Raw genomic sequence first — 20,713 nt, forward strand, 5'->3', positions numbered from 1 at the left:
TCGTGAGGCTCATGCCATGAGACAAACTCAATTTCTTCGTGATGAAATCAAGTTTCCCTCATGATCATCCTCGCGCCCTGACCTCGGCGCCCTCCTCACTTGCGCTTGCGGATCGCCATGCGCCGAGGCTTGAGACCGCCAGCCGCGGCAGCGCCGGCCTCGCCGTCGACCACGGGCTGCATCCTGGCTCGCGCCGCGTGCAGCTTCTTGTAGCTGTCGATCAGCCGCAGGTGCCGGTCGAGCCCTTCCAGCTTCATGCTGGTCGGCGTCAGGCCGAAGAAGCGCACGCTGCCGTCCACCGAGCCCAGCGCGGCATCCATCCGCGCGTCGCCGAACATGCGGCGGAAATTGGCCTCGTAGTCGGCGATCTCCAGCTCGTCGTCGAGGACGACCTCCAGCACCACGTTCAGCGCCTGGTAGAACAGGCCGCGCTCGACGCTGTTGTCGTTGTACTGGAGGAACGCCTCCACGCCTTCCTTGGCGTCTTCGAAGCGCTTCAGGGCGAGGCCGATGAGCACTTTCAGCTCGAGGATGGTCAGTTGGCCCCAGACCGTGTTGTCGTCGAACTCGACGCCGATCAGCGTGGTGATGTCGGTGTAGTCGTCCACCTCGCAGTCTTCCAGGCGCTCCAGCAACGCCCCGAGCGCGGCGTCGTCGAGGCGGTGCAGGTTGAGGATGTCCTCGCGGAACGCCAGGGCCTTGTTGGTGTTGTCCCAGATCAGGTCTTCCACCGGATAGATTTCCGAGTAGCCCGGCACCAGGATCCGGCAGGCCGTAGCGCCGAGGTGCTCGTACACCGCCATGTAGACCTGCTTGCCCATGGCTTCGAGGATGCCGAACAGGGTCGCGGCTTCCTCGGCGTTGGCAGCCTCGCCCTGCCGGGTGAAGTCCCACTCGACGAACGGGAAATCGGCCTTGGCGCTGAAGAAGCGCCAGGACACCACGCCGCTGGAATCGATGAAATGCTCGACGAAGTTGTTCGGCTCGGTCAGCGCATGGCTTTCGAAGGTCGGCTGGGGCAGGTCGTTCAGGCCTTCGAAGCTGCGCCCCTGGAGCAGTTCGGTCAGGCTGCGCTCCAGGGCCACCTCGAAGCTCGGGTGGGCGCCGAAGGAAGCGAACACGCCGCCGGTGCGCGGATTCATCAGGGTCACGCACATCACCGGGAATTCGCCGCCCAGCGAGGCGTCCTTGACCAGTACCGGGAAGCCCTGCTCTTCCAGGCCGCGGATCCCGGCGAGGATGCCCGGGTACTTGGCCAGCACCTCCGGCGGCACGTCCGGCAGCGCCAGCTCGCCTTCGAGGATTTGCCGCTTGACCGCGCGCTCGAAGATCTCCGACAGGCACTGCACCTGCGCCTCGGCCAGGGTATTGCCGGCGCTCATGCCGTTGCTGAGGTAGAGGTTCTCGATCAGGTTGGAGGGGAAATACACCACCTGGCCGTCGGACTGGCGCACGAAGGGCAAGGCGCAGATACCGCGCTGCACGTTGCCCGAGTTGGTGTCGTACAGGTGCGAGCCGCGCAGCTCGCCGTCGGGGTCGTAGATCGCCAGGCAATGGCCGTCGAGCAGTCCCAGCGGCAGCGCATCGTCGCGGCCGGGCTTGAACCAGCGTTCGTCCGGGTAATGGACGAACGCCGCATTGGCGATCTCTTCTCCCCAGTACTGGTCGTTGTAGAAGAAGTTGCAGTTTAGCCGCTCGATGAATTCGCCCAGCGCCGAGGCCAGCGCGCTTTCCTTGCTCGCGCCCTTGCCGTTGGTGAAGCACATCGGCGACTGCGCATCGCGGATGTGCAGCGACCAGACGTTGGGCACGATGTTGCGCCAGGAGGCGATCTCGATCTTCATGCCGAGGCCGGCGAGGATGGCCGACAGGTTGGCGATGGTCTGCTCCAGCGGCAGGTCCTTGCCCGGGATGCGCGTGCAGCCGGCGGCATCGGTGCCGGGCATCAGCAGCGCCTGGGCGTCGGCATCGAGGTTGTCGACCTCCTCGATGACGAACTCGGGTCCGGTCTGCACCACCTTCTTCACCGTGCAACGGTCGATGGAGCGGAGGATGCCCTGGCGGTCCTTCTCCGAGATGTCGGCCGGCAGTTCCACCTGGATCTTGAAGATCTGCCGGTAGCGGTTCTCCGGGTCGACGATGTTGTTCTGCGACAGGCGTATGTTGTCGGTGGGGATGTTGCGCGTCTGGCAGTACAGCTTGACGAAGTAGGCGGCACACAGCGCCGACGACGCCAGGAAGTAGTCGAACGGCCCCGGCGCGGAGCCGTCGCCCTTGTAGCGGATCGGCTGGTCGGCGATCACCGTGAAATCATCGAACCTGGCTTCCAGTCGAAGGTTATCGAGAAAATTGACCTTTACTTCCACGGCGAGCACCAAGAGAAACGGAAACCGGCCATTATCCGGGAACTCCGGGCAAAAGTCCCAGCTCTCCGCCGTACGCGTCGCTACTTGCCGGCCTCCCCGCCGCTCTCCGGCACGTAGATCATCCGTCCGTCGGCCAGGCGGTAGGTCACTCCGGCGCGGCTGCCCTGCCCTTCGCCGATCTCGCCGCTGGCCTGGTAGCGCTTCAGCTCCTTGCCGTCCTTGACCAGCATGCGCATGTCCGCCTCGCCGGGGTTCTCGACCACCACCACCTTGTCCTGGCTGAATGGGTTGAGCGGGTTCTGCACGATGACGATCAGGAGGATGCCGATCACCACCAGGAACAGGTCGATCAGGTTGACCATCGAGAGGATCGGGTCGTCCGCCTCGTCGTGTTCGAGGAAGCGCATCAGCCGGCCTCCCGCGCACGTTCGACGGCGCGCAGTTCCTGGAGCAGCCAGCGGCGACGCACGGTGAGGATGAAGAAGGTGATGCTGGCGGCGACCAGGGCCAGGATCACCGCGGAAAACGCCACCACCAGGTTCTCGCCGATCCCCTGGGCGTCGTTGCGGGTCAGCGCCAGCAGCGCCGGCCCCATGGGGATCATGGTCGCCACCAGGCCGAGCATCGGCGCGCTGCGCGAGGTGATCCGCAGCCATTCCAGGCGCTGCATGATCCACAGTTCGAGGTCGTCGCTGTTGCCGCCATGCAGCGCCTGCCAGGCCGCCAGGCGCGAGCGGTAGCGCCCGCGACGGCGCTGCCAGGCTTCCATGGCGAAGCCGCCGAGGGCGACGAAGGCGTAGGCCAGCGCGGCGAGGATCAACAGCAGCACCGGCAGCAGGAACAGGCGGGTGAGTTCGTAGAGGCTGGTTTCCAGACCATTCATGAGCGATTTTCCATCGGACGACGATTGACTACGGATTGCCGGACGGCGCCGGCGGCGAACAGCGCGAGCAGCACGGCGGCGGCCAGCCGGAGCCAGGGCTGCGGCTCGCCGGACGGCGGCGGCGCGACTTCTTCGAGGACGCGGCCGCTGACCGTTTCGCCGGCACCGGACGCGGCCGCGCCCTCTGCCTGCGCCGCGGCCTCGCCGAAACCGCCGGCCATCCGTTCGATGAATTCACGGGTGGTCGCCGCGCCGACCTCGCCGGCGCCGGCGGCCGCCAGTTGCCGCCAGCGCTCGGCCAGTTCGCGGCGGGTCTGCTCGCTGGCGTCCCAGTAGCCCTTGCGGATGGCCTCGGCCATGCGCGCGATGATCTGCGCCTGGGCGGTCGGATTGTGCGTTTCGAACCACTCGGCGAGACCCAGCTCGCGGCGGTCCATGACGAAGGTGTCGTGCAACGCCTGCCACTGGTCGGCGCGGACCATGGTGCGATCCGCCGCCTGCCAGCCCCACAGGTTGTTGGCCAGGTCGAGCATTTCCAGGCTGCCGGCGTAGCCCTCGCGCTGCATCGCGGCGATCCACTGCGGGCTGAGGTAGCGCCCGCGCAGCTCGCTGGCGAGGAACTGCGCGGCGGCCGTGGTGCGCGGCTGGCGCTGGCGCAGGTCGGCGATGTACAGCGCCGGGCTGGCGCCGTCGAGGTGACGTACCGCCAGCGACAGGCCGCCGAGGTACTCGAACGGGTGGTCGGTGGAGAGCACGCCGTTGAGCGTCGAGGAGCGCGAGAGGATCGCCGCCTGTACACCCTTCAACTGTTCGGCGAACAGGTTGCCGCCATCCAGCTTCACGCCCCAGTCGCGACTGCCGTAGGCGTACTGCAAGCGCCCGAGGAACTGCTCGGCGAGCGCCGAGTCGTCGTCCCAGCGGGTGGAATCGAGGGTCAGTTGCGTGACCCCGGTGCCGTAGTCGCCCGGCGCATTGCCGAACAGCCGCAGGCGCGACAGGCGCTGCGCCAGTGGCGCTTCGACGCCGCGTTCGCGCAGGCGCCGCTCCAGCGCCTGGCTGTTGCGCGCCAGCGGGTTGCCCGGCTCGTCCAGCGCGGCGAGGCGCTCGATGGCCTCGGCGAGCAGGCGCATGAAGCCGTCGAACTGGTCGCGGTAGACACTGGTCACCTGTAGCACCACGTCCACCCGTGGACGCCCCAGTTCCGCCGCCGGCACGATGTCCAGCGCCAGCAGGCGGCCACCGGCGTCCCAGCGCGGGCGCAGGCCGAGGGCGTGCAGCGCCTGGCTTTCGACGATGCCCAGGTGGCGCATGGTTTCCGACGACCAGAGGCTGAAGGCGAGCTTTTCCGGCGCCCTGCCCTGGTGCTCGGCGCGGTAGCTTTCCAGCAGTTGGCCGAAGGCCTCGGCGCCGGCTTCGTAGGCGGCGCGGGTCGGTACCTTGTCGGCCTCGAAGGCGAACAGGTTGCGCCCGCTGGGTACCTGCGGATTGCGGATCGGATCGCCGCCCGGCCCGGGCGCGACGAAGCGCCCGGCGAGGCCGGCGAGCAGCGCCTCCAGTTCGCCGGTGTCGGCGAGCTGGCGGTCCAGTTCGCGGGCGCGCAGCAACTGCTCGCGCAGGCGCGGATCGGCCACCTTGGCGATCTCGCCACCGTCGCGCAGGTAGCGTTGCAGTGTGCGGTAGGCACGACCTTCCCGCAGCGCCCTGAAATCGGCGGCGAACAGTTCGTCGGGGTCGAGACCGAGCGCGCGGTAGTAGGGCTCGCCGAGCTGCTGCATGACGGTGCCCAGGCGCAGCTCCGGCGAGGCGGCGACACCGAAGGTGTGCAGCCCCAGCGGCATCGCCGAGCCGGCCAGTCGGTGCAGGTGGTCGTGGAGCACGCCGAGGAACGCCGGGAAATCCTCGCGCATCGCTGCCTCGCTCCAGCCCAGGTCGTCGTTCATGTGCGCCGCCCGCACCGCCGCGCGGATCTGCTCGGCGCTGCGTTCGCGCACCGCGCCCTCGTCCAGTTGCTGGTATTCGTGGATCAACTGGTGCAGGTCGCGCAGTTCGTCGTACAGCCCGGCCGGGGCGAACGACGGCGTCTGGTGGCTGACGGTGACCGCGCGCCCGCGCCGGCGCGCCTGGATCGCCTCGCCAACGTTGTCCTGGATGTACGGGTAGAACACCGGCAGGTCGCCGAGCGCCCGCAGCGGGTAGTCGCCCACCGCCAGCCCGCGGTCCTTGCCGGGTAGCCATTCCTGGGTGCCATGGGTGCCGAAATGGATCAGCGCGTCGGCGCCGAAACCCTCGCGGACGAACTGGTAGACCGCCAGGAAGAGATGGTCCGGCGGCACCGCGCTGTCGTGGTAGGCCTCGCCCGGACGGCCGGCGCGCGGCGGCTGCGGCAACAGCAGCAGATTACCCAGGCGCGCCGCCGGGAACACGAAGCGTCGCTGGCCGTCGATATCGCGCAAGGCCCAATGTCGACGGGGGTCGCCCCAGCGCGCGCGCATCTCCTCGCGCAGATCCGCCGGCAGCGCCTCGAACCAGTGCAGGTAGGCGTCCAGCGGCAGGCTCGCGGCGAGGCCGTCGCGATACAGCGCGTCCAGGGTCTGCGGCCGGTAGTAGCCGCTGAGCAGGCGCTGGGCGGTATCGATCAGCGCGCTTTCGTCGCTCGTCGCAACCCGGTAGCCGGCCGCCCGCAGCGCTTCGCCGAGACGGGCCAGGCTGGCCGGTACATTGAGATGCGAGGCGGCGACGTTCTTCTCGCCCTCTGGGTGGTTCCAGAACATCAGCGCCAGGTGCTTGTCCGCCGCCGGCAGGCGACGCAGGCGCAGCAGCCGGTCGAGCTTGTCCAGCAGGGCCTCGGCCTGCCCGGCCATCAGCTTCGGCTCGCCGTTCTCCAGGGCGCTGATCACCAGCGGATCGCTCATTCCCCAGGTTTCCGGCATGCCGAGGAAGGCCGCCGCGGTACGCGGCGCCACCCCGCTGGCGGCGGCCAGCCAGTCGGCCTCGTTGCCGTCGCGGTAGCCGAGGGTCTGCAATACCGGCACGTCCAGCGCGAGGAACTCGGCACGGCGCGCCGGGCCGTTCTGCAGGTGCTGCAGGTTGACCAGCGCCTGGACATCGGCGCCAGCGAAGGACTTCCTCAACGCCTCCGGATCGCTGTCGTCGAACCACACCGCCAGCGGCGCCTGGCCGTGCCGCTCGCTACGCCGCAACAGTTCGTCGATGGCGCCGGTCTGGGCGTCGGCGATGGCGCCGCGCGGGATCAGGAAGGCGATGCGCGGGGCATCGCTGGCCCAGCGCGAGGCGCCCCAGGCCAGGTAGTCGGCGAGGCCGGCGAACGGCGCCGGTGCGTCGGGATGATAGAAGCCGGCCTGCGCCAGGGGCTGCGGCGCCGGCAACGCGTCGACGGGCAGGCCGGCATGCCAGCGTCGGACCGCCTCGAACAGCCGGCGCAGGTTGGCTTCGCCGCCGTTCGCGTAGTAGCCGACCAGGCGCCCGCCCAGCGCCGCCGGCAGGTTGCCGAAGCCCGGAGGACCGCCGCCGACGCGGATCCAGGGTTGCGTCCCGCCTTGCAAGCGCTCGCCCAGCGCCTCCTCGACCTGGGCGCGATCGGTCGGCCGCGGCGTGTCGAGGATCAGCAGGTCGCCGCCGTCCAGCCACTCGCCGGGCGGCGCCTCGCCGATGCCGAGGCGCAGGCCGCGCAACTCGACACCGGCCTCGCGCGCCCAACCGGCTAGGCGCTGGTGCTTGCCCGGGAGGACGAAATCGCTGCTGAGCAGACGCACCTGGGCCGGCTCCGCCCAGGCACAGAGACTGGCCAGCAGCGCGCCGCAGAAGAGTAGCGAACGGCGCATCAGAAGCTCGCCACCAGACCGAGATGGAAGGTCCGCCCAGGTTCGGCATAGGTGAAGTGCGTGTCGTCGTCGGCCAGGCGCTGGTCGCCAAGGTTCTCGATGCCGCCGCGCAGCGTCAGGTTCTCGCTGAGTTTCTGGCTCAGCTCCAGGTGCCAAAGGCTGTAGGCCGGCAAGGCATAGCCGACGTTGCTGCTGTAGGCCACCTGGCTGCCGACGTATTCGGTGCGCAACTGGGCGCTGAAGCGCGCATTGGGGCTCCAGCGCAATTGGCTGTTGGCGAGGTGCCGGGAGCGGTCGCCGAGGCGCTGGCCGGCGGTGCGGTTGCGCGCGTCGAGGTAGGTGTAGTTGAGTTCCCAGCGCAGGTCCGCCGGCAGGTCCACGCCGCCGCCCAGCTCGAGGCCGCGGATCCGTGCCCTGTCGACGTTCTCGTAGTTGCGCACCTCGGCGCCGCGCACCCCGCAGCGCGCTACGCAGACGGTCTGGATCAGGTCGCGGACATCGTTCTCGAACACCGTGCCCTTCAGCGACCAGCCGTCGCCCTGGTAGTCGGCGCCCAGTTCGTAGGACGTATTGGTCTCCGGCTTCAGGTCGGGATTGCCGTAGATGGTGAAGCGCCCGCCGCCGCCGACCGCCGCATACTCCGGCGATAGCTGCTTCAGGCTCGGCGCCTTGTAGCCGCGGCCGACGCCGGCGCGCAGGGTCAGCGCATCGGAAAGGTGGTGCAGCAGGTACAGGCGCGGACTGCTTTCCCAGCCGAACGCCTCGTGCTTGTCGAAGCGGCTGCCGAGGGTCAGCGACCAGTCCGGGCCGAAGGCGATCTCGTCCTGCAGGAACAGCGCCTTGTGTCGCGCGCTGGCGTCGCCGGCGGTATTCACCGAGCGATCCTCCAGTTCTTCCTTGCGCCATTCGCCGCCGAGGGTGAAGAGATGCCGCTCGAAGGCCGGCATGCTGAGGTGGCCGTCGACCACGCTGTCGGTAAGCCGCTGCGGGTTGCTCGGCGGTTGTCCGTCGGAACGCGCGTTGTGCCGCTCCAGGCGGTTGCGGTAGGTGCGCAGCTGGCTGCTGCCCCAGTCCCACTGGCCATTGTGGGCGAGCGACCAGCGCTCGCGTTCGATCACGTCGCGCGACTCGTAGTAGCGCGAGCGCGGCCCCCCGGTCTCGCTGTTGCGCCAGCGTCGTTCGCGCCCGCGCTGGTGGCCGAGGTCGATGCGCTGGGCGTCGTCCGGGGTCCAACTGAGGTTCAGCCCGCCGCTGTCGGCGTTGCCGCCTTCCAGCTCGGAGAGCCGGCGCTCGTCGGCGTCCGGGGTTTCCTGCTGGCGGCGGCTCTCGCCGTTCAGGGCGAGGCCCAGCTTGCCGGGCACCAGCGGCCCGGCGAGATAGGCGCCGAGCTGGTGGCTCTGCCCGCCGAGGCCGTCCTCGCGCACGCCGCCATCGAGCAGGCCGCTGCCCGTCCAGGTATCGGTGGCGCGCCGGGTGATCACGTTCACCACTCCGCCGAGGGCTTCCGAACCGTAGAGCGAGGACATCGGCCCGCGTACCACCTCGATGCGCTCGATGCTCTCCACCGGCACCCAGCCGAGGTCGAAGTCGGAATGGGCGATGGCCCCGGACGAGGTGGAGATCCGCTGGCCGTCCACCAGCACCAGGGTGTGCTCGCTGGACATGCCGCGAACGCTGATGCCCCGCCGGGACATGCCGACGCCGTTGAACTGCAGGCTTTCCGAACCGCGCAGGGCTTCCTGCAGGTCGCGCACCGGGCGCCGCCGCAGGTCCTCGGCGGTGATCAGCGAAACGCTGGCCGGGGCGTCGCGCAGCTTGCGCTCGGTAGTGGTGGCGCTGACCACGGTCGGCTCCAGGTCGACCGGCGCGGCCAGCGCCAGGCAGGGAAGCAGGTAGAGGAACGGCACGGCGCGGGCCAGCCGCAGCGGAGGAAGACGGTGCGGGGAGGAATGGGGGGTCATGGTCGGCAGGTATGAATTATGAATATTTATAAGTTATAACATAACATTTTCTCGAATGAAGAATGCCCGCCGTTTCTTCTTCGTCGAGGCGAGGGAACGTCTCGCTCGCCGTATCCCTCGAAGCACAGGACCCCACTCTCAACCGGGCATGCCCCCCAGGAGGAAAGATGACCGCAACCGAGCAGATCATGGCGCTCCTGGAACGCTGGGACCGCCAGCAGGAGGGCTACATCCGCCAGCGCGAGGAGCGCTACGAGGCGATGTTCCAGTTGCTCGAAGACCTCTTCGGCCGCGACGGGCGCTTCACCGCCATCGACGCCGCCTGCGGCCCGGGCTCCCTCGGCCGGCGCCTGCTCGAACGCTTCCCGGCGGCGCGGGTGGTGGCGCTGGACGCCGACGTCATGCTGCTGGAGATCGCGCGTACGGCGCTGGCCGGTTTCGCCGAACGGGTCCGCGTGGTGGAGTGCGACCTCACCGATCCAGGCTGGACCGAACGGGTCGCCGAAGCGCGCGAGTCCCTCGCCGGCGAACGGCCCGCGGCGCTGCTCTCTTCCACCGCGTTGCACTGGCTGTCGCCCGCCGAACTCGCCGGGTTCTACGCCCAGGCCGGCGAGCTGCTCGCCCCCGGCGGCGTGCTGCTGAACGCCGACCACATGCGCTACGACCGACGCTGGCCGGGACTCGCGGAATTGTCCCGGAAGCACCGCGAGCGGGTCCTCCAGGCGTCCGTGGCCAGCGGCGCGGACAGTTGGGAAGACTGGTGGCAACGCGCCGCGCAGATCCCCCGGCTGGCCCCGCTGAAGGCGCAGCGCGACGCCCATTTCGCGCGGCGCCCGCTCAGGCGCGCCAGCGAAGACGAAGACTGCTCGCTCGATTTCCATCTCGCCGCCCTGCGCCAGGCGGGCTTCGCCGAGGCCGCCACGGTCTGGCAGCAATTGGACAACTACGTGGTCTTCGCCCGCCTCGCCCAGGCCTGATACGCCGTCACCCGGGCGCGGGGAATACCTCCAATGGAACCCGGGCAATCCGCCGGACGTTGACGCAGATCAAGGCCGGCTCGGCGTCGCTCGCCAGAATCCACAACATCTTGTTGTTTTGCAAAATCAAAACACATCATGTTGTGGAGAGATTGAAATGACCCAGCCCCGGAAGGCTACCTGGCCGGCCACCCTGCTCAAGCGCAACGGACGTGAAGTCCCCTTCGATCCCGGCAAGATCGAACGCGCCATCGCCGCCGCCGGCCAGGCCACCGGCGAGTTCGACCCGCAGCAGGCGCAGGCGCTCGCCGAACGCGTGGTGGAACGCCTGCCGGAACGCGCCTGCCTGGATATCGAACGGGTCCAGGACCTGGTCGAACGGGTGCTGATGGAGGCCGGCCACTACCCCACGGCGCGCGCCTACGTGGTCTACCGCGAACGCCACGGCCGGCTGCGCCGCGAGCGCAAGACCCTGGTAGACGTCGCCGCGTCGATGAACGAATACCTGTCCCGCGAGGATTGGCGGGTGCGCGCCAACGCCAACCAGGGCTATTCCCTCGGCGGGCTGATCCTCAACGTATCCGGCAAGGTCACCGCGAACTACTGGCTGGACGAGGTCTACGATGCCGACATCGCCGCCGCCCACCGCGACGCCGACCTGCATATCCACGACCTCGACATGCTCGCCGGCTATTGCGCCGGCTGGTCGCTGCGCACCTTGCTGAACGAAGGCCTGAACGGCGTGCCGGGGCGGGTCGAGGCCGGTCCGCCGAAGCACCTGGGCAGCGCCCTGGGGCAGATGGTCAACTTCCTCGGCACCCTGCAGAACGAATGGGCCGGGGCCCAGGCCTTCAGTTCCTTCGATACCTACCTGGCGCCCTACGTGCGCAAGGACCGCCTCGACTACGCCAGCGTGCGCCAGGCCCTCCAGGAGTTCATCTACAACCTCAACGTGCCGTCGCGCTGGGGCACCCAGACGCCCTTCACCAACCTGACCTTCGACTGGGTCTGCCCGGACGACCTGCGCGACCAGGTGCCGCGCATCGGCGGCGAGGAGATGCCCTTCGCCTACGGCGAGCTGCAGGCCGAGATGGACCTGATCAACCGCGCCTACATCGAGGTGATGCAGGCCGGCGACGCCCATGGCCGGGTGTTCACCTTCCCGATCCCGACCTACAACATCACCCACGACTTCCCCTGGGACAGCGACAACGCCACGCGCCTGTTCGAGATGACCGCGCGCTACGGCCTGCCCTACTTCCAGAACTTCCTCAACTCGGACATGCAGCCCAACCAGGTGCGCTCGATGTGCTGCCGCCTGCAACTGGACGTGCGCGAACTGCTCAAGCGCGGCAACGGCCTGTTCGGCTCGGCGGAGCAGACCGGCTCGCTGGGCGTGGTGACGATCAACTGCGCGCGCCTGGGCTATCGCCACCGTGGCGACGCCGCCGGCCTCTACCGCCAGCTCGACCACCTGCTCGAACTCGCCTTCGCCAGCCTGGAGCTGAAGCGCAAGGTGATCCAGCAGCACATGGATGCCGGCCTCTATCCCTACACCCGACGCTACCTGGGTACCCTGCGCAACCATTTCTCCACCATCGGCGTGAACGGCCTGCACGAGATGGTGCGCAACTTCAGCGACGACCGCGAGGGACTGCACAGCGAAGCCGGGCGCGAGATGGCCCTGGCCCTGCTCGATCACGTGCGCGCGCGGCTGGTGGGTTTCCAGGAGGACAGCGGGCACCTCTACAACCTGGAAGCCACGCCCGCCGAGGGCACCACCTATCGCTTCGCCCGCGAGGACCGCAAGCGCTATCCGCGCATCCTCCAGGCCGGCACGCCGGAGGCGCCCTACTACACCAACTCCTCGCAACTGCCGGTGGGCTTCACCGACGACCCGTTCGAGGCGCTGGAACTGCAGGACGCCCTGCAATGCAAGTACACCGGCGGCACCGTGCTGCATCTCTACATGGCCGAGCGGATTTCCTCCGCCGAAGCCTGCAAGACCCTGGTGCGCACCGCCCTCGGTCGCTTCCGCCTGCCGTACCTGACCGTCACCCCCACCTTCTCGATCTGCCCGCGGCACGGCTACCTGGCCGGCGAGCACGAGTTCTGCCCGAAGTGCGACGAGGAGCTGCTGCAACGCTCCACGCCCAAGAGCTGTTGCGGCGGCTGCGGCGGTTGAGTCGCCTGTCGTTCCTTTCATCCACCAGCAAGGAGTACCACCGATGATCCCCAACCAGTTGCCCGAAGGCCAGCGCCAGCGCTGCGAAGTCTGGACCCGCGTGATGGGCTACCACCGTCCCGTGGCAGCGTTCAATGCCGGCAAGCAGTCCGAGCATCGCGAACGCCGCCATTTCCGCGAGACGCGATGAGCGCCACGCTCAGGGTCGGGGGCCTGGTGCCCCTGACCACCCTCGACTACCCCGGCCTGCTCGCCTGCGTGCTGTTCTGCCAGGGCTGCGCCTGGCGCTGCCGCTACTGCCACAACCCGGAACTGATCGCGCCGCGCGGCGCGGAGGAAATCCCCTGGCCACGCCTGCTCGACTTCCTCCGCCGACGCCAGGGCCTGTTGCAGGCGGTGGTCTTCAGCGGCGGCGAGGCGACCCTGCAGGCGGCCCTCGGCGACGCCATGCGCACGGTCCGCGAACTGGGCTTCCGCGTCGGCCTGCACAGCGCCGGCATCAACCCCCGCGCCTTCGCCCGGGTGCTGGCGCAGAGCGACTGGGTGGGCTTCGACGTCAAGGCGCCGGCCGAGGACGTCGCCGCCATTACCGGCGTGGACGGCAGCGGCGCGGCCAACTGGCGCAGCCTGGAATACCTGCTGGACAGCGGCGTGGCCTACGAATGCCGGACCACGGTGCACTGGGGCTTGTTCGATAGCGAACGCCTCTGGCGCCTGGCGACGCGCCTGCGCGCGATGGGCGTGGAGCGCTTCGCCGTACAACTGGCGCGCCCGGCCCGCCAGCTCGATCCGCAGCTTCTCGCGAAGCCCGCGCCGCAGGGCGCTGCGCAGCTATGGCGAGAACTGGAAGAGCTGTTTCCCGCCTTCGAACTGCGCGACGCCTGAGCCTCCGGTTCAGCGGCGCCGCTCGGGCCTGCCAGCTCGCTCGGACAGGGCGGGCAGTCCCGACCAGGCCTGCCCTTCACAAGACTCATACGATCGTACGAGAGCACCTTCTCGATTCCTAGTTGCGTCCAATTGTCGCGGACGGCGCCGCTCGCCACCCTTGCTCCAGATTCAGCGACCCCGGACCCGCGCCATGAAACTCACGCTCACCCCTCCCCTGACCCCCAGCCACTGGATGCGCTCGACCGACCTGGCCGACACCGCCAGCGCCCCCCTCGTCGGCGCCCACTCGGCGGACGTGGCGATAGTCGGCGGCGGTTTCGTCGGGCTCTGGACCGCCATCACCCTCAAGCAACTGGAACCGGACGCACGGGTCCTGCTACTGGAGCAGGACGTCTGCGGCGGCGGCGCTTCCGGCAGGAACGGTGGTTTCGTGATGTCCTGGTGGCCGAAGATCGGCACCTTGCTGGGCTTCTGCAACGAGGCGCAGGCGCGCTTCCTTGGCGAAAGCGCGGAGCGGGCGATCCAGGAACTCGGGGAGTTCTGCGCGCGGCATGACATCGATGCGCACTTCCAGCAGAAGGGCTGGCTGTGGACCGCCACCACGGCGCACCACCTCGACGCCTGGAACGATACCCTCGCCGCCTGCGAACGGCTCGGCGTCAGTCCCTTCGAACGCCTCGACGCCAGCGAAGTGGCACGCCGGACCGGTTCGCCGGTGCATCTCGCCGGGGTCTTCGAGCGCAGCAATGCCACCGTGCAACCAGCCTTGCTGGTGCAAGGCATGCGCCGCGTGGCGCTGGTCCTCGGCGTGGAAATCCACGAGCGCTGTGGCGTCAGCCAGATCGTTCCCGGCCAGCCGGCACAGCTGCTGAGCGCCGGGGCCCGGGTCCAGGCCAAGGCGGTGGTTCTCGCGACCAACGCCTGGTCGGCCGCCCTGCCCAGGCTCTCCAGGCTGATCGTGCCGGTGAACAGTTCCATCGCGGTTACCGAGGCGATACCGCAACGGCTGGAGCGAATCGGCTGGACCGGCGGGGAAGCCATCACCGATTCCCAACTGATGGTGGACTACTACCGCACCACCCGCGACGGGCGCATCGCCTTCGGCAAGGGCACCGGCGCCATCAGCTACGGCTCGCGCATCGGCCGGGTATTCGACGTCGACCGGGAGAGCCTGGCCCTGACCGAGGCCGACTTCCGCCGCACCTATCCCTCGCTAGGCGACATCCCGCTGGTCGACGGCTGGTCCGGCCCCATCGACCGTACCTACGACAGCCTGCCGGTCTTCGGCCACCTGCACGAGAACATCCACTACGGCATCGGCTGGAGCGGCAACGGCGTGGGACCGAGCCGCCTGGGCGGGCGGATCCTCGCCAGCCTCGCCCTCGGCCGCGACGACCCGTGGAGCCGTTGTCCGCTGGTAGAACGCCGCTGCCGGAGCTTCCCCCCCGAGCCGCTGCGCTACCTGGGTGGCTCCCTGGTGCGCAACGCCGTCCTGCGCAAGGAACGCGCGGAACTCGCCGGTACCGCGCCCTCGGCCACCGACCGCTTTCTCGCACGCTTCGCCCCCGCCGGCCTTGAAGACAAATCCTGAGGAGCCCATGGCATGAACCCTTCGCTCATCCGTCTCGACGACGAAAGTCCTTTCACCTCGCCCACGCCCGTCGGCCAGCCGCTGGGCGAACCGGTAGCCCTGACCCGTACCGCGGCCCACCGCCCGCTCGCCGACGGCAACGGCGTGACCGGCATCTGGGAATGTACCCCGGGGCGCTTCCGCCGACAGGTCGAGCAGGCCGAGTACAGCTACATCGTCAGCGGTGAAGGTCGCTTCACCCCCGACGAAGGCCAGGCCGTGGAGTTTCGCGCCGGCGACGCGCTCTATTTCGCCGCTGCCACCCAGGGCACCTGGGACATCCGCCAGACCGTGCGCAAGACCTACCTGATCTTCGACTGACCCCGAAGAACCGAACTCCACCGCCCTGACAGAGGAAACAAGAAATGGGTATGCGAGAAGCGAACGACAACGCATCGGGCCTCAAGGCCCATCCCCTGGGCTCGCTCGAGACGATCGCGATCATCATCGGCACCAACATCGGCGCCGGCGTGCTGAGCATGGCCTACGCCGCCCGCAAGGTCGGCTACGTGCCGTTGCTGGTATGCCTGGCCCTGACCTGCCTCTTCTGCATCGTCACCATGCTCTACGTGACCGAAGCCTGCCTGAGAACCCGCGGCAACAACCAGCTCAGCGGCCTCTCCCGGCGTTACCTGGGCCCGCTCGGCGGCTGGCTGATCTTCATCGCGGTGGCGGCCAACAGCTACGGGGCCCTGGTCGCCTACATGACCGGCAGCGGCAACATCATGCTCGAGTTCTTCGGCCAGTACGGCCTCACGCGCGAGGTCGGCAGCCTGATCTTCTTCGTCCCCTCGGCGCTGGTGCTCTACCTGGGCCTGAAGGCGCTCGGCGTGGGCGAGAAGCTGATCAGCGCCGGCATGGTGGCCATCGTCTGCATCCTCATCGGCGCTACCCTGATGCACGACGACGCCCGTCTCGCCCACCTTTGGCAGAGCCAGTGGCAATACGTGGTTCCAGTGTTCAACCTGGCGGTCTTCGTGTTCGGCGCGCAGTTCCTGGTTCCGGAGCTGGTGCGCGGCAACCTGGCAACCCCCGGGCGCGTGCCGCGCCTGATCGTGGTCGGCATGCTGCTGACCTTCCTGCTGGTGGCGGCCATTCCTGCCTCGGTCATCGCCCTGGTCGGCCCCGACAACCTCAGCGAGGTGGCGACCTTGAGCTGGGGACGCTCCCTCGGCCAATGGGCCTACTACGTGGCGAACACCTTCGCCTTGCTGGCGATGCTGACCTCCTACTGGGGACTCGGCGGGTGCCTGTTCACCAATATCTTCGACCACTTCCGCCTGGGCAGCGAAACCAACCGGCGCAAACGCCTGGCGGTGCTCGCCGCGGTCTCGGTCCCGCCGTTCCTGCTGGCCTATGCGGGGCTCGGCGGCTTCGTGAACGCGCTGTACTTCGCCGGTACCTTCGGCGGCGTACTGATGGGCATCATCCCCATCCTCCTGCTCAACGCGGCGCGGCGCCACGGCGACCAACTGCCGGCATTCAGCTGCGGCTGGTATGCCCATCCGCTGATACAGGGGCTGATCGTCCTGGTGTTCGCCTCCAGCGGGGTCTACGCGATCGCCTCGGCACTGGGGATGCTGCCCGCCAGTTGGTGACAGGGCGCGCTGCCTGCGCCCGGGGCGATTACACTGAAGGCCCATGCCTGGAGTTTCCTGGACATGCCGCAGAGCATCCGCCACCTGATCGCCCTCCCCGAACTCCGTTCGCGCCTGCTGAGCGGAGCCGGCGGCCTCGACCGCCCGGTTCGCTGGGCGCATGTCTGCGAACTCGACGACCCCACCGAATGGCTCGGCGAGGGTGACCTGCTGATGACCACCGGGCTGGGCATACCGAGCGACGCCGAGCGGCAACGGCGTTACGTCCGAAGACTGGCCGAGGCCGGCCTGGCAGGCATGATGATCGGCGAGAACATGGAAGCCCCGAGCGACCTCGATGCCCTGCGCGAGACGGCCGAGGCCCTGGGCTTTCCGTTGATTCTCACCCACTACGGCGTCCCTTTCGCCGCCGTGACCCGGGCCATCGTCGATGCGGGACAGAAAGACGAATACGAGCGCCGCAACGCCCTGGCCCGGATATACGAAAGCGCCCGGTTGAGCATGCAGGGACTGGGCCTGCCGGCGCTGCTGCAACGCCTCGGCAAGGACGTGCGAAGCAGCCTCTACCTCATCGTTCCCGACACCCTGGCGGCCTGGCAGCCAGGCCTGCCAGGGCTGCCCGCGGAGTTGGCCGACGCGCTGCGCAACCGCCGTCGCGAGCAGGCGGAGCCGCAGCCAATGGTCCTTCGCCATCCGCTCGCGGAAGGCGAAGCGCTCAGCATCGGCATTCCTTCCGACCGGAACTGCCTGCTGATAGCCCTGGGCGAGCGGCTGCCGGACTACAGTCTCCTGCACCACCTGACGGCAGTGCTCGGCATAGAGATCGAACGGCTGCGCGTCGAAAGCGAACGCCACCTGCGCCTGGGTTCGGAATTGCTCGACGACCTGCTGCAACGACGGCTATACCGGGAACAAGCCGAGGAGCGGCTGGAGGAACTGCTGCCCGGGCTCGATCTCGACGATGCAGTCGTTTCCGTGACAAGTTCCGAGGGGCTCGCGACCGACCCTATCGGTCTTTTCCGGGGCCACGACTCACGCCTGCTGGTTCGCGCGCAAGGCCAGGAAATCATTCTGCTGCACCAGGCCGGCCTCGCCTCGACACTGCAGGAAGCCCTGGACAGCTCGCTGGGCGTGAGCGCCCCGCTCCGTCGTGCCGAACGTTGCGCCGAGGCCTTGCGCGAAGCGCGTCTGGCCCTGGCCCACAGCCATTCCCGGCGACCGTTGTGTCGCTACGCGGAACTGGACGACGAGGCGCCCTGGCTACCCAGAAGCCTCGCCGAGGCCGAGCGGGCGTTCCGTCTGGTCCTCGGCGCCCTCCACGACTATGACGCGGCCAATGGCTCCGCACTGCTACACACGCTGCAGGTCTTTCTCGAGGAAAACAGGTCCTGGTTGAACGCCGCGCAGCGGCTACACATACACAAGCAGAGCCTGGTCTACCGGATACGCCGCATCGAGGAAATCAGCGGTCGCTCGCTGGACAGCACCGCCGATGTGGCGACCCTCTGGTTCGCCTTGCAGGCAACCCGGCTGTCGCCGGAAGCGAGGGGCAGGACGGCGAAGGGCAGCCTCCTGGAGCAGTCCGCGCACCATGGCGGCGACATGGACTGACGGCGGAGCCCGATACCTGGCGCTTGCAGGGCGACGCCGCCGCCAACAGGCGCGGCCAGGAACGGTTGCCTGGCAGCGGCGTGGCCTGTGGATGCCGGACCACGGTGCATCGCAGCGCCCGGTTGCAGACTGGCGCCGCCACGTCCCGCTGACGTCCCAACGAGCTGGTGGTCGACCACTACCTGGACAGCGAATGGAAGGACACCCCGGACAACCGCGACAGCAATATCGGCAGCATGCGCCGACAACTGGTCTGCCACTTCAACGTCGCCCGCAACAAGCCCGAGTGGAACCTGGAACCCTCGCGGCCGTACACCTCCAACGAGGACTCCATCGCCAAGGGCTGCAATAACACCTGAGGCCGCTCCGCGGGGGCGCTAAGGCGTCCCCTGCGAACAGCGATATGGCCTTTTGATATCACACGCTCTACCATGCCGTCTTTCCAAGCCGCCAGGGAACGAACGCATGGCTTTCGATGCCGCCCGCTATGTCCACCGCTACTACGCCAGCCTGGCGCCCGCCCCGGGCAACGAATACCCGCGCCTGAGGGCCTGGGAGTACCTCTGGGAGTATGTCTGGGACCCCAGTCGCAGCTGGGACGACCTGACCGCCCCCGAACAGCTCGACACCACCGCCCTGCACCTGGGTTTCTACCTGGCCAACTGGGGCATGTTCCGTGGCTCCTCGGGACTGCTGCAGAACAGCAACCTGGACCTGATGAAAGCGCTGGCCCGGCAGCTCTTCAGCGGTGCCGGACCGGAACTCTTCGAGCTGTCCCTGGTGGATTTCGCCGGCAACGGCGCGCGCCTGGCGCACAACCGCAAGCTGCTGGAAACGGTACTCGGGTCGATGGACGCCCTCAGCAGCCGGGTGAGCTGGACCGACACCCTGAAGAGCAAGATCCTGCTCGGCGTCTGGGGCGAGTTTCCCGCCCTCGACCGCCACTACGTGGCCGCCTGTCGCGCGCTGTATCCACGCCGGGGCCTGACGAGCGTCAACGGCGGGACCCTCACCGCGCTGCACCGCCTGATTGGCGAAGAAAGGCTGTCGTTCCCGCGCCTGGAGACCGCCCGCAAGGGGCTCCTCTACCCCACCGGGCGCCTGGCCGACATGGCTTTCTTCCAGTACGGCCTGGAAAACGCTTGAGGCGCTGCGCCGCCGATCCGGGGGACTTGTAGGCATGCCCTCGCTGTAAGTAGTATGAGACTCATTCTCAATTACAACAGCGATCCCCTCCATGCCGCCGGCCGACGCCTCCCTGCACGACGCTGTGAGCCATCTCTACCAGGACCACCATGGCTGGCTGCAAGGCTGGTTGCGGCGACGCCTGGGCTGCGCGGAAAACGCCGCCGACCTGGCCCAGGACACCTTCGCCCGCCTGCTCGCCTCGCGCCGGGTACTGGATGCGCGCGAACCGCGCGCCTACCTGACCACCGTCGCCAAGGGGCTGATGATCAACTGGTTCCAGCGCCAGTCGCTGGAGCGCGCCTACCTCGATGCCCTGGCCAACCTCCCGGAAGACCTCGCGCCGCCGCCGGAACAGCGGTTGATGGTGCTGGAAACCCTGCATGAAGTAGACGCCCTGCTCGGCAGCCTGCCGGACAGGGTTCGCCAGGCGTTTCTCCTGGCGCAGATCGAAGGCCTGAAGTACGAAGCCATCGCCGAGCGCCTGGGCGTGTCCCTGGGTTCGGTCAAGCGCTACATGCAGCAGGCCTTCCGCCAGTGCCTGGAGCTGATGGAATGAACGCCGCGGACGAAGGCCGGATTCCCTCGCCGATCCTCGACGAGGCCGCCGAGTGGCTGGTGCGCCTGCAGGACAGCGGCTGCACCGACGACACGCGCCAGGCCTGCGCCCAGTGGCGGCAGCGCAGCCCGCAGCACGCCCATGCCTGGGAGCGCGCCGAGCGCCTGCTGCAATGCCTCGGCCGACTGCCGCCGGCGCTGGCCCTGCCGACCCTCGGCCGCGAGCGCGGGCTGGACCGGCGGCGCGCGATCAAGCACCTCGCCCTGGTCCTCGGCGGCGCCTCGCTGGGGCTCGCCACCTGGCAGGCCGAACCGTTGCGCGACTGGCTGGCCGACCAGCGCACCGGCGTCGGCGAACAGCGCCGCCTGCCCCTGCCCGACGGCAGCCTGCTGACCCTGAACACCGACAGCGCCGTGGACCTGGCCTTCGACGCCAGCCAGCGGCTGGTACGCCTGCTGCGCGGCGAGATCTTCGTCGATAGCCGCGCCGACCCGCGTCCGTTCCGCGTCGCCACCGCCGAAGCGCGGCTGCATGCCGGTGCCGCCCGCTTCAACGTACGCCAGGAGATGGCCGCGACCCGGGTCGCGGTACTCGCCGGGCGGGTCGAACTGAGCCCGCTCCACGGACGCGGGCGCTGGCTGGAAAGCGGCGAGTCGGTGCGCCTGGGCGCCGACGGCGAAGCGCGCCGGCTGGCCTTCGACGGCCTGCCGGACGCCTGGACCCGCGGCATGCTGATGGCCGACCGGATGCCGCTGGCCGAGGTGCTCGCCGAACTCGCCCGCTACCGTCGCGGCGTACTGCGCTGCGACCCGCAACTGGCCAGGCTGGCGGTGTCGGGCGCCTATCCGCTGCTGGACCTGCGGCGCACGCTGGGCATGCTGCAGGCCACCTATCCGCTGAAGGTGCGCGGGGTGACCGACTACTGGATCAGCCTGGTGCCGGCGTGACGGCGCGGCCGCCATCCCCGTGGCAACCGCCTCCTCGCGTCCACCCCGGCAGGCCGTCCGCCGTTGCGCCGGAACAGGCGT

At 68.7% G+C, this 20,713-nt stretch carries 16 protein-coding genes and 1 pseudogene; 12 read left to right on the forward strand and 5 right to left on the reverse strand.

The genetic code is table 11. From position 1 onward, the window contains the following. Window positions 1-95 precede the first annotated feature (95 nt). The 5 genes from HMPREF3014_RS15170 to HMPREF3014_RS15190 form a co-directional block, all read right to left on the reverse strand. On the reverse strand, window positions 96-2,366 hold the full coding sequence (locus HMPREF3014_RS15170) for an OsmC domain/YcaO domain-containing protein (protein ID WP_031627920.1): 2,271 nt from the start codon (window positions 2,364-2,366) through the stop codon (window positions 96-98). A gap of 80 nt (window positions 2,367-2,446) precedes the next feature. Continuing rightward, window positions 2,447-2,773, reverse strand: a complete 327-nt coding sequence (locus tag HMPREF3014_RS15175; RefSeq protein ID WP_003088238.1) for a DUF2149 domain-containing protein — start codon at window positions 2,771-2,773, stop codon at window positions 2,447-2,449. Next, on the reverse strand, window positions 2,773-3,249 hold the full coding sequence (locus HMPREF3014_RS15180; protein WP_003088234.1) for a MotA/TolQ/ExbB proton channel family protein: 477 nt from the start codon (window positions 3,247-3,249) through the stop codon (window positions 2,773-2,775). Before HMPREF3014_RS15180 ends, HMPREF3014_RS15175 begins: the two co-directional genes overlap by 1 nt. Further along, entirely contained in the window at window positions 3,246-7,091 is a 3,846-nt protein-coding gene (cobN, locus tag HMPREF3014_RS15185; RefSeq protein ID WP_023087562.1) for a cobaltochelatase subunit CobN, read from the reverse strand. The genes HMPREF3014_RS15180 and cobN overlap by 4 nt, the downstream gene beginning before the upstream one ends. Continuing rightward, window positions 7,091-9,052: a TonB-dependent receptor domain-containing protein gene (locus HMPREF3014_RS15190; protein WP_003122001.1), complete on the reverse strand. Its 1,962-nt coding sequence runs from the start codon at window positions 9,050-9,052 to the stop codon at window positions 7,091-7,093. Before HMPREF3014_RS15190 ends, cobN begins: the two co-directional genes overlap by 1 nt. Window positions 9,053-9,219: 167 nt before the next feature. Between HMPREF3014_RS15190 and HMPREF3014_RS15195 the strand changes: the two genes are divergently transcribed. From HMPREF3014_RS15195 to HMPREF3014_RS15250, 12 genes and pseudogenes are all read left to right on the forward strand, one after another. Then, window positions 9,220-10,029 carry a class I SAM-dependent methyltransferase gene (locus HMPREF3014_RS15195; RefSeq protein WP_003088221.1) on the forward strand — a complete coding sequence of 270 codons (810 nt, stop codon included), beginning with the start codon at window positions 9,220-9,222 and terminating at the stop codon, window positions 10,027-10,029. A 157-nt stretch (window positions 10,030-10,186) separates the two neighbouring features. Further along, a complete protein-coding gene (locus tag HMPREF3014_RS15200; protein ID WP_003111559.1) occupies window positions 10,187-12,214 on the forward strand; it encodes a ribonucleoside triphosphate reductase in 2,028 nt (675 codons plus the stop codon). A gap of 43 nt (window positions 12,215-12,257) precedes the next feature. Continuing rightward, entirely contained in the window at window positions 12,258-12,404 is a 147-nt protein-coding gene (gene nrdD / locus HMPREF3014_RS15205) for an anaerobic ribonucleoside-triphosphate reductase (RefSeq protein ID WP_019371873.1), read from the forward strand. Then, window positions 12,401-13,099 (forward strand): anaerobic ribonucleoside-triphosphate reductase activating protein, encoded by a 699-nt coding sequence (locus tag HMPREF3014_RS15210; protein WP_003122002.1) that lies wholly within the window; start codon window positions 12,401-12,403, stop codon window positions 13,097-13,099. The genes nrdD and HMPREF3014_RS15210 overlap by 4 nt, the downstream gene beginning before the upstream one ends. A gap of 193 nt (window positions 13,100-13,292) precedes the next feature. Continuing rightward, a complete protein-coding gene (locus tag HMPREF3014_RS15215; RefSeq protein ID WP_023087563.1) occupies window positions 13,293-14,693 on the forward strand; it encodes an NAD(P)/FAD-dependent oxidoreductase in 1,401 nt (466 codons plus the stop codon). A 12-nt stretch (window positions 14,694-14,705) separates the two neighbouring features. Next, window positions 14,706-15,053 carry a cupin domain-containing protein gene (locus tag HMPREF3014_RS15220; RefSeq protein WP_003088200.1) on the forward strand — a complete coding sequence of 116 codons (348 nt, stop codon included), beginning with the start codon at window positions 14,706-14,708 and terminating at the stop codon, window positions 15,051-15,053. Between the two features lie 44 nt (window positions 15,054-15,097). Further along, window positions 15,098-16,330: an aromatic amino acid transport family protein gene (locus HMPREF3014_RS15225; protein WP_003088197.1), complete on the forward strand. Its 1,233-nt coding sequence runs from the start codon at window positions 15,098-15,100 to the stop codon at window positions 16,328-16,330. Window positions 16,331-16,393: 63 nt separating this feature from the next. Further along, window positions 16,394-17,941, forward strand: coding sequence for a PucR family transcriptional regulator (locus tag HMPREF3014_RS15230; protein ID WP_003161729.1), 1,548 nt, complete (start codon window positions 16,394-16,396; stop codon window positions 17,939-17,941). 158 nt (window positions 17,942-18,099) lie between these two features. Further along, window positions 18,100-18,300: pseudogene (locus HMPREF3014_RS15235) on the forward strand (DUF2599 domain-containing protein); the annotation flags it as partial. Between the two features lie 106 nt (window positions 18,301-18,406). Beyond that, entirely contained in the window at window positions 18,407-19,087 is a 681-nt protein-coding gene (locus tag HMPREF3014_RS15240; RefSeq protein WP_003114933.1) for a hypothetical protein, read from the forward strand. 91 nt (window positions 19,088-19,178) lie between these two features. Next, on the forward strand, window positions 19,179-19,685 hold the full coding sequence (locus HMPREF3014_RS15245) for a sigma-70 family RNA polymerase sigma factor (RefSeq protein WP_003088185.1): 507 nt from the start codon (window positions 19,179-19,181) through the stop codon (window positions 19,683-19,685). Continuing rightward, window positions 19,682-20,632: a FecR domain-containing protein gene (locus tag HMPREF3014_RS15250; RefSeq protein WP_009876297.1), complete on the forward strand. Its 951-nt coding sequence runs from the start codon at window positions 19,682-19,684 to the stop codon at window positions 20,630-20,632. Before HMPREF3014_RS15245 ends, HMPREF3014_RS15250 begins: the two co-directional genes overlap by 4 nt. The last annotated feature ends 81 nt before the right edge of the window (window positions 20,633-20,713 follow it).

Source organism: Pseudomonas sp. HMSC065H01 (assembly GCF_001815235.1).
GTDB classification, from domain to species: Bacteria; Pseudomonadota; Gammaproteobacteria; order Pseudomonadales; family Pseudomonadaceae; genus Pseudomonas; species Pseudomonas aeruginosa.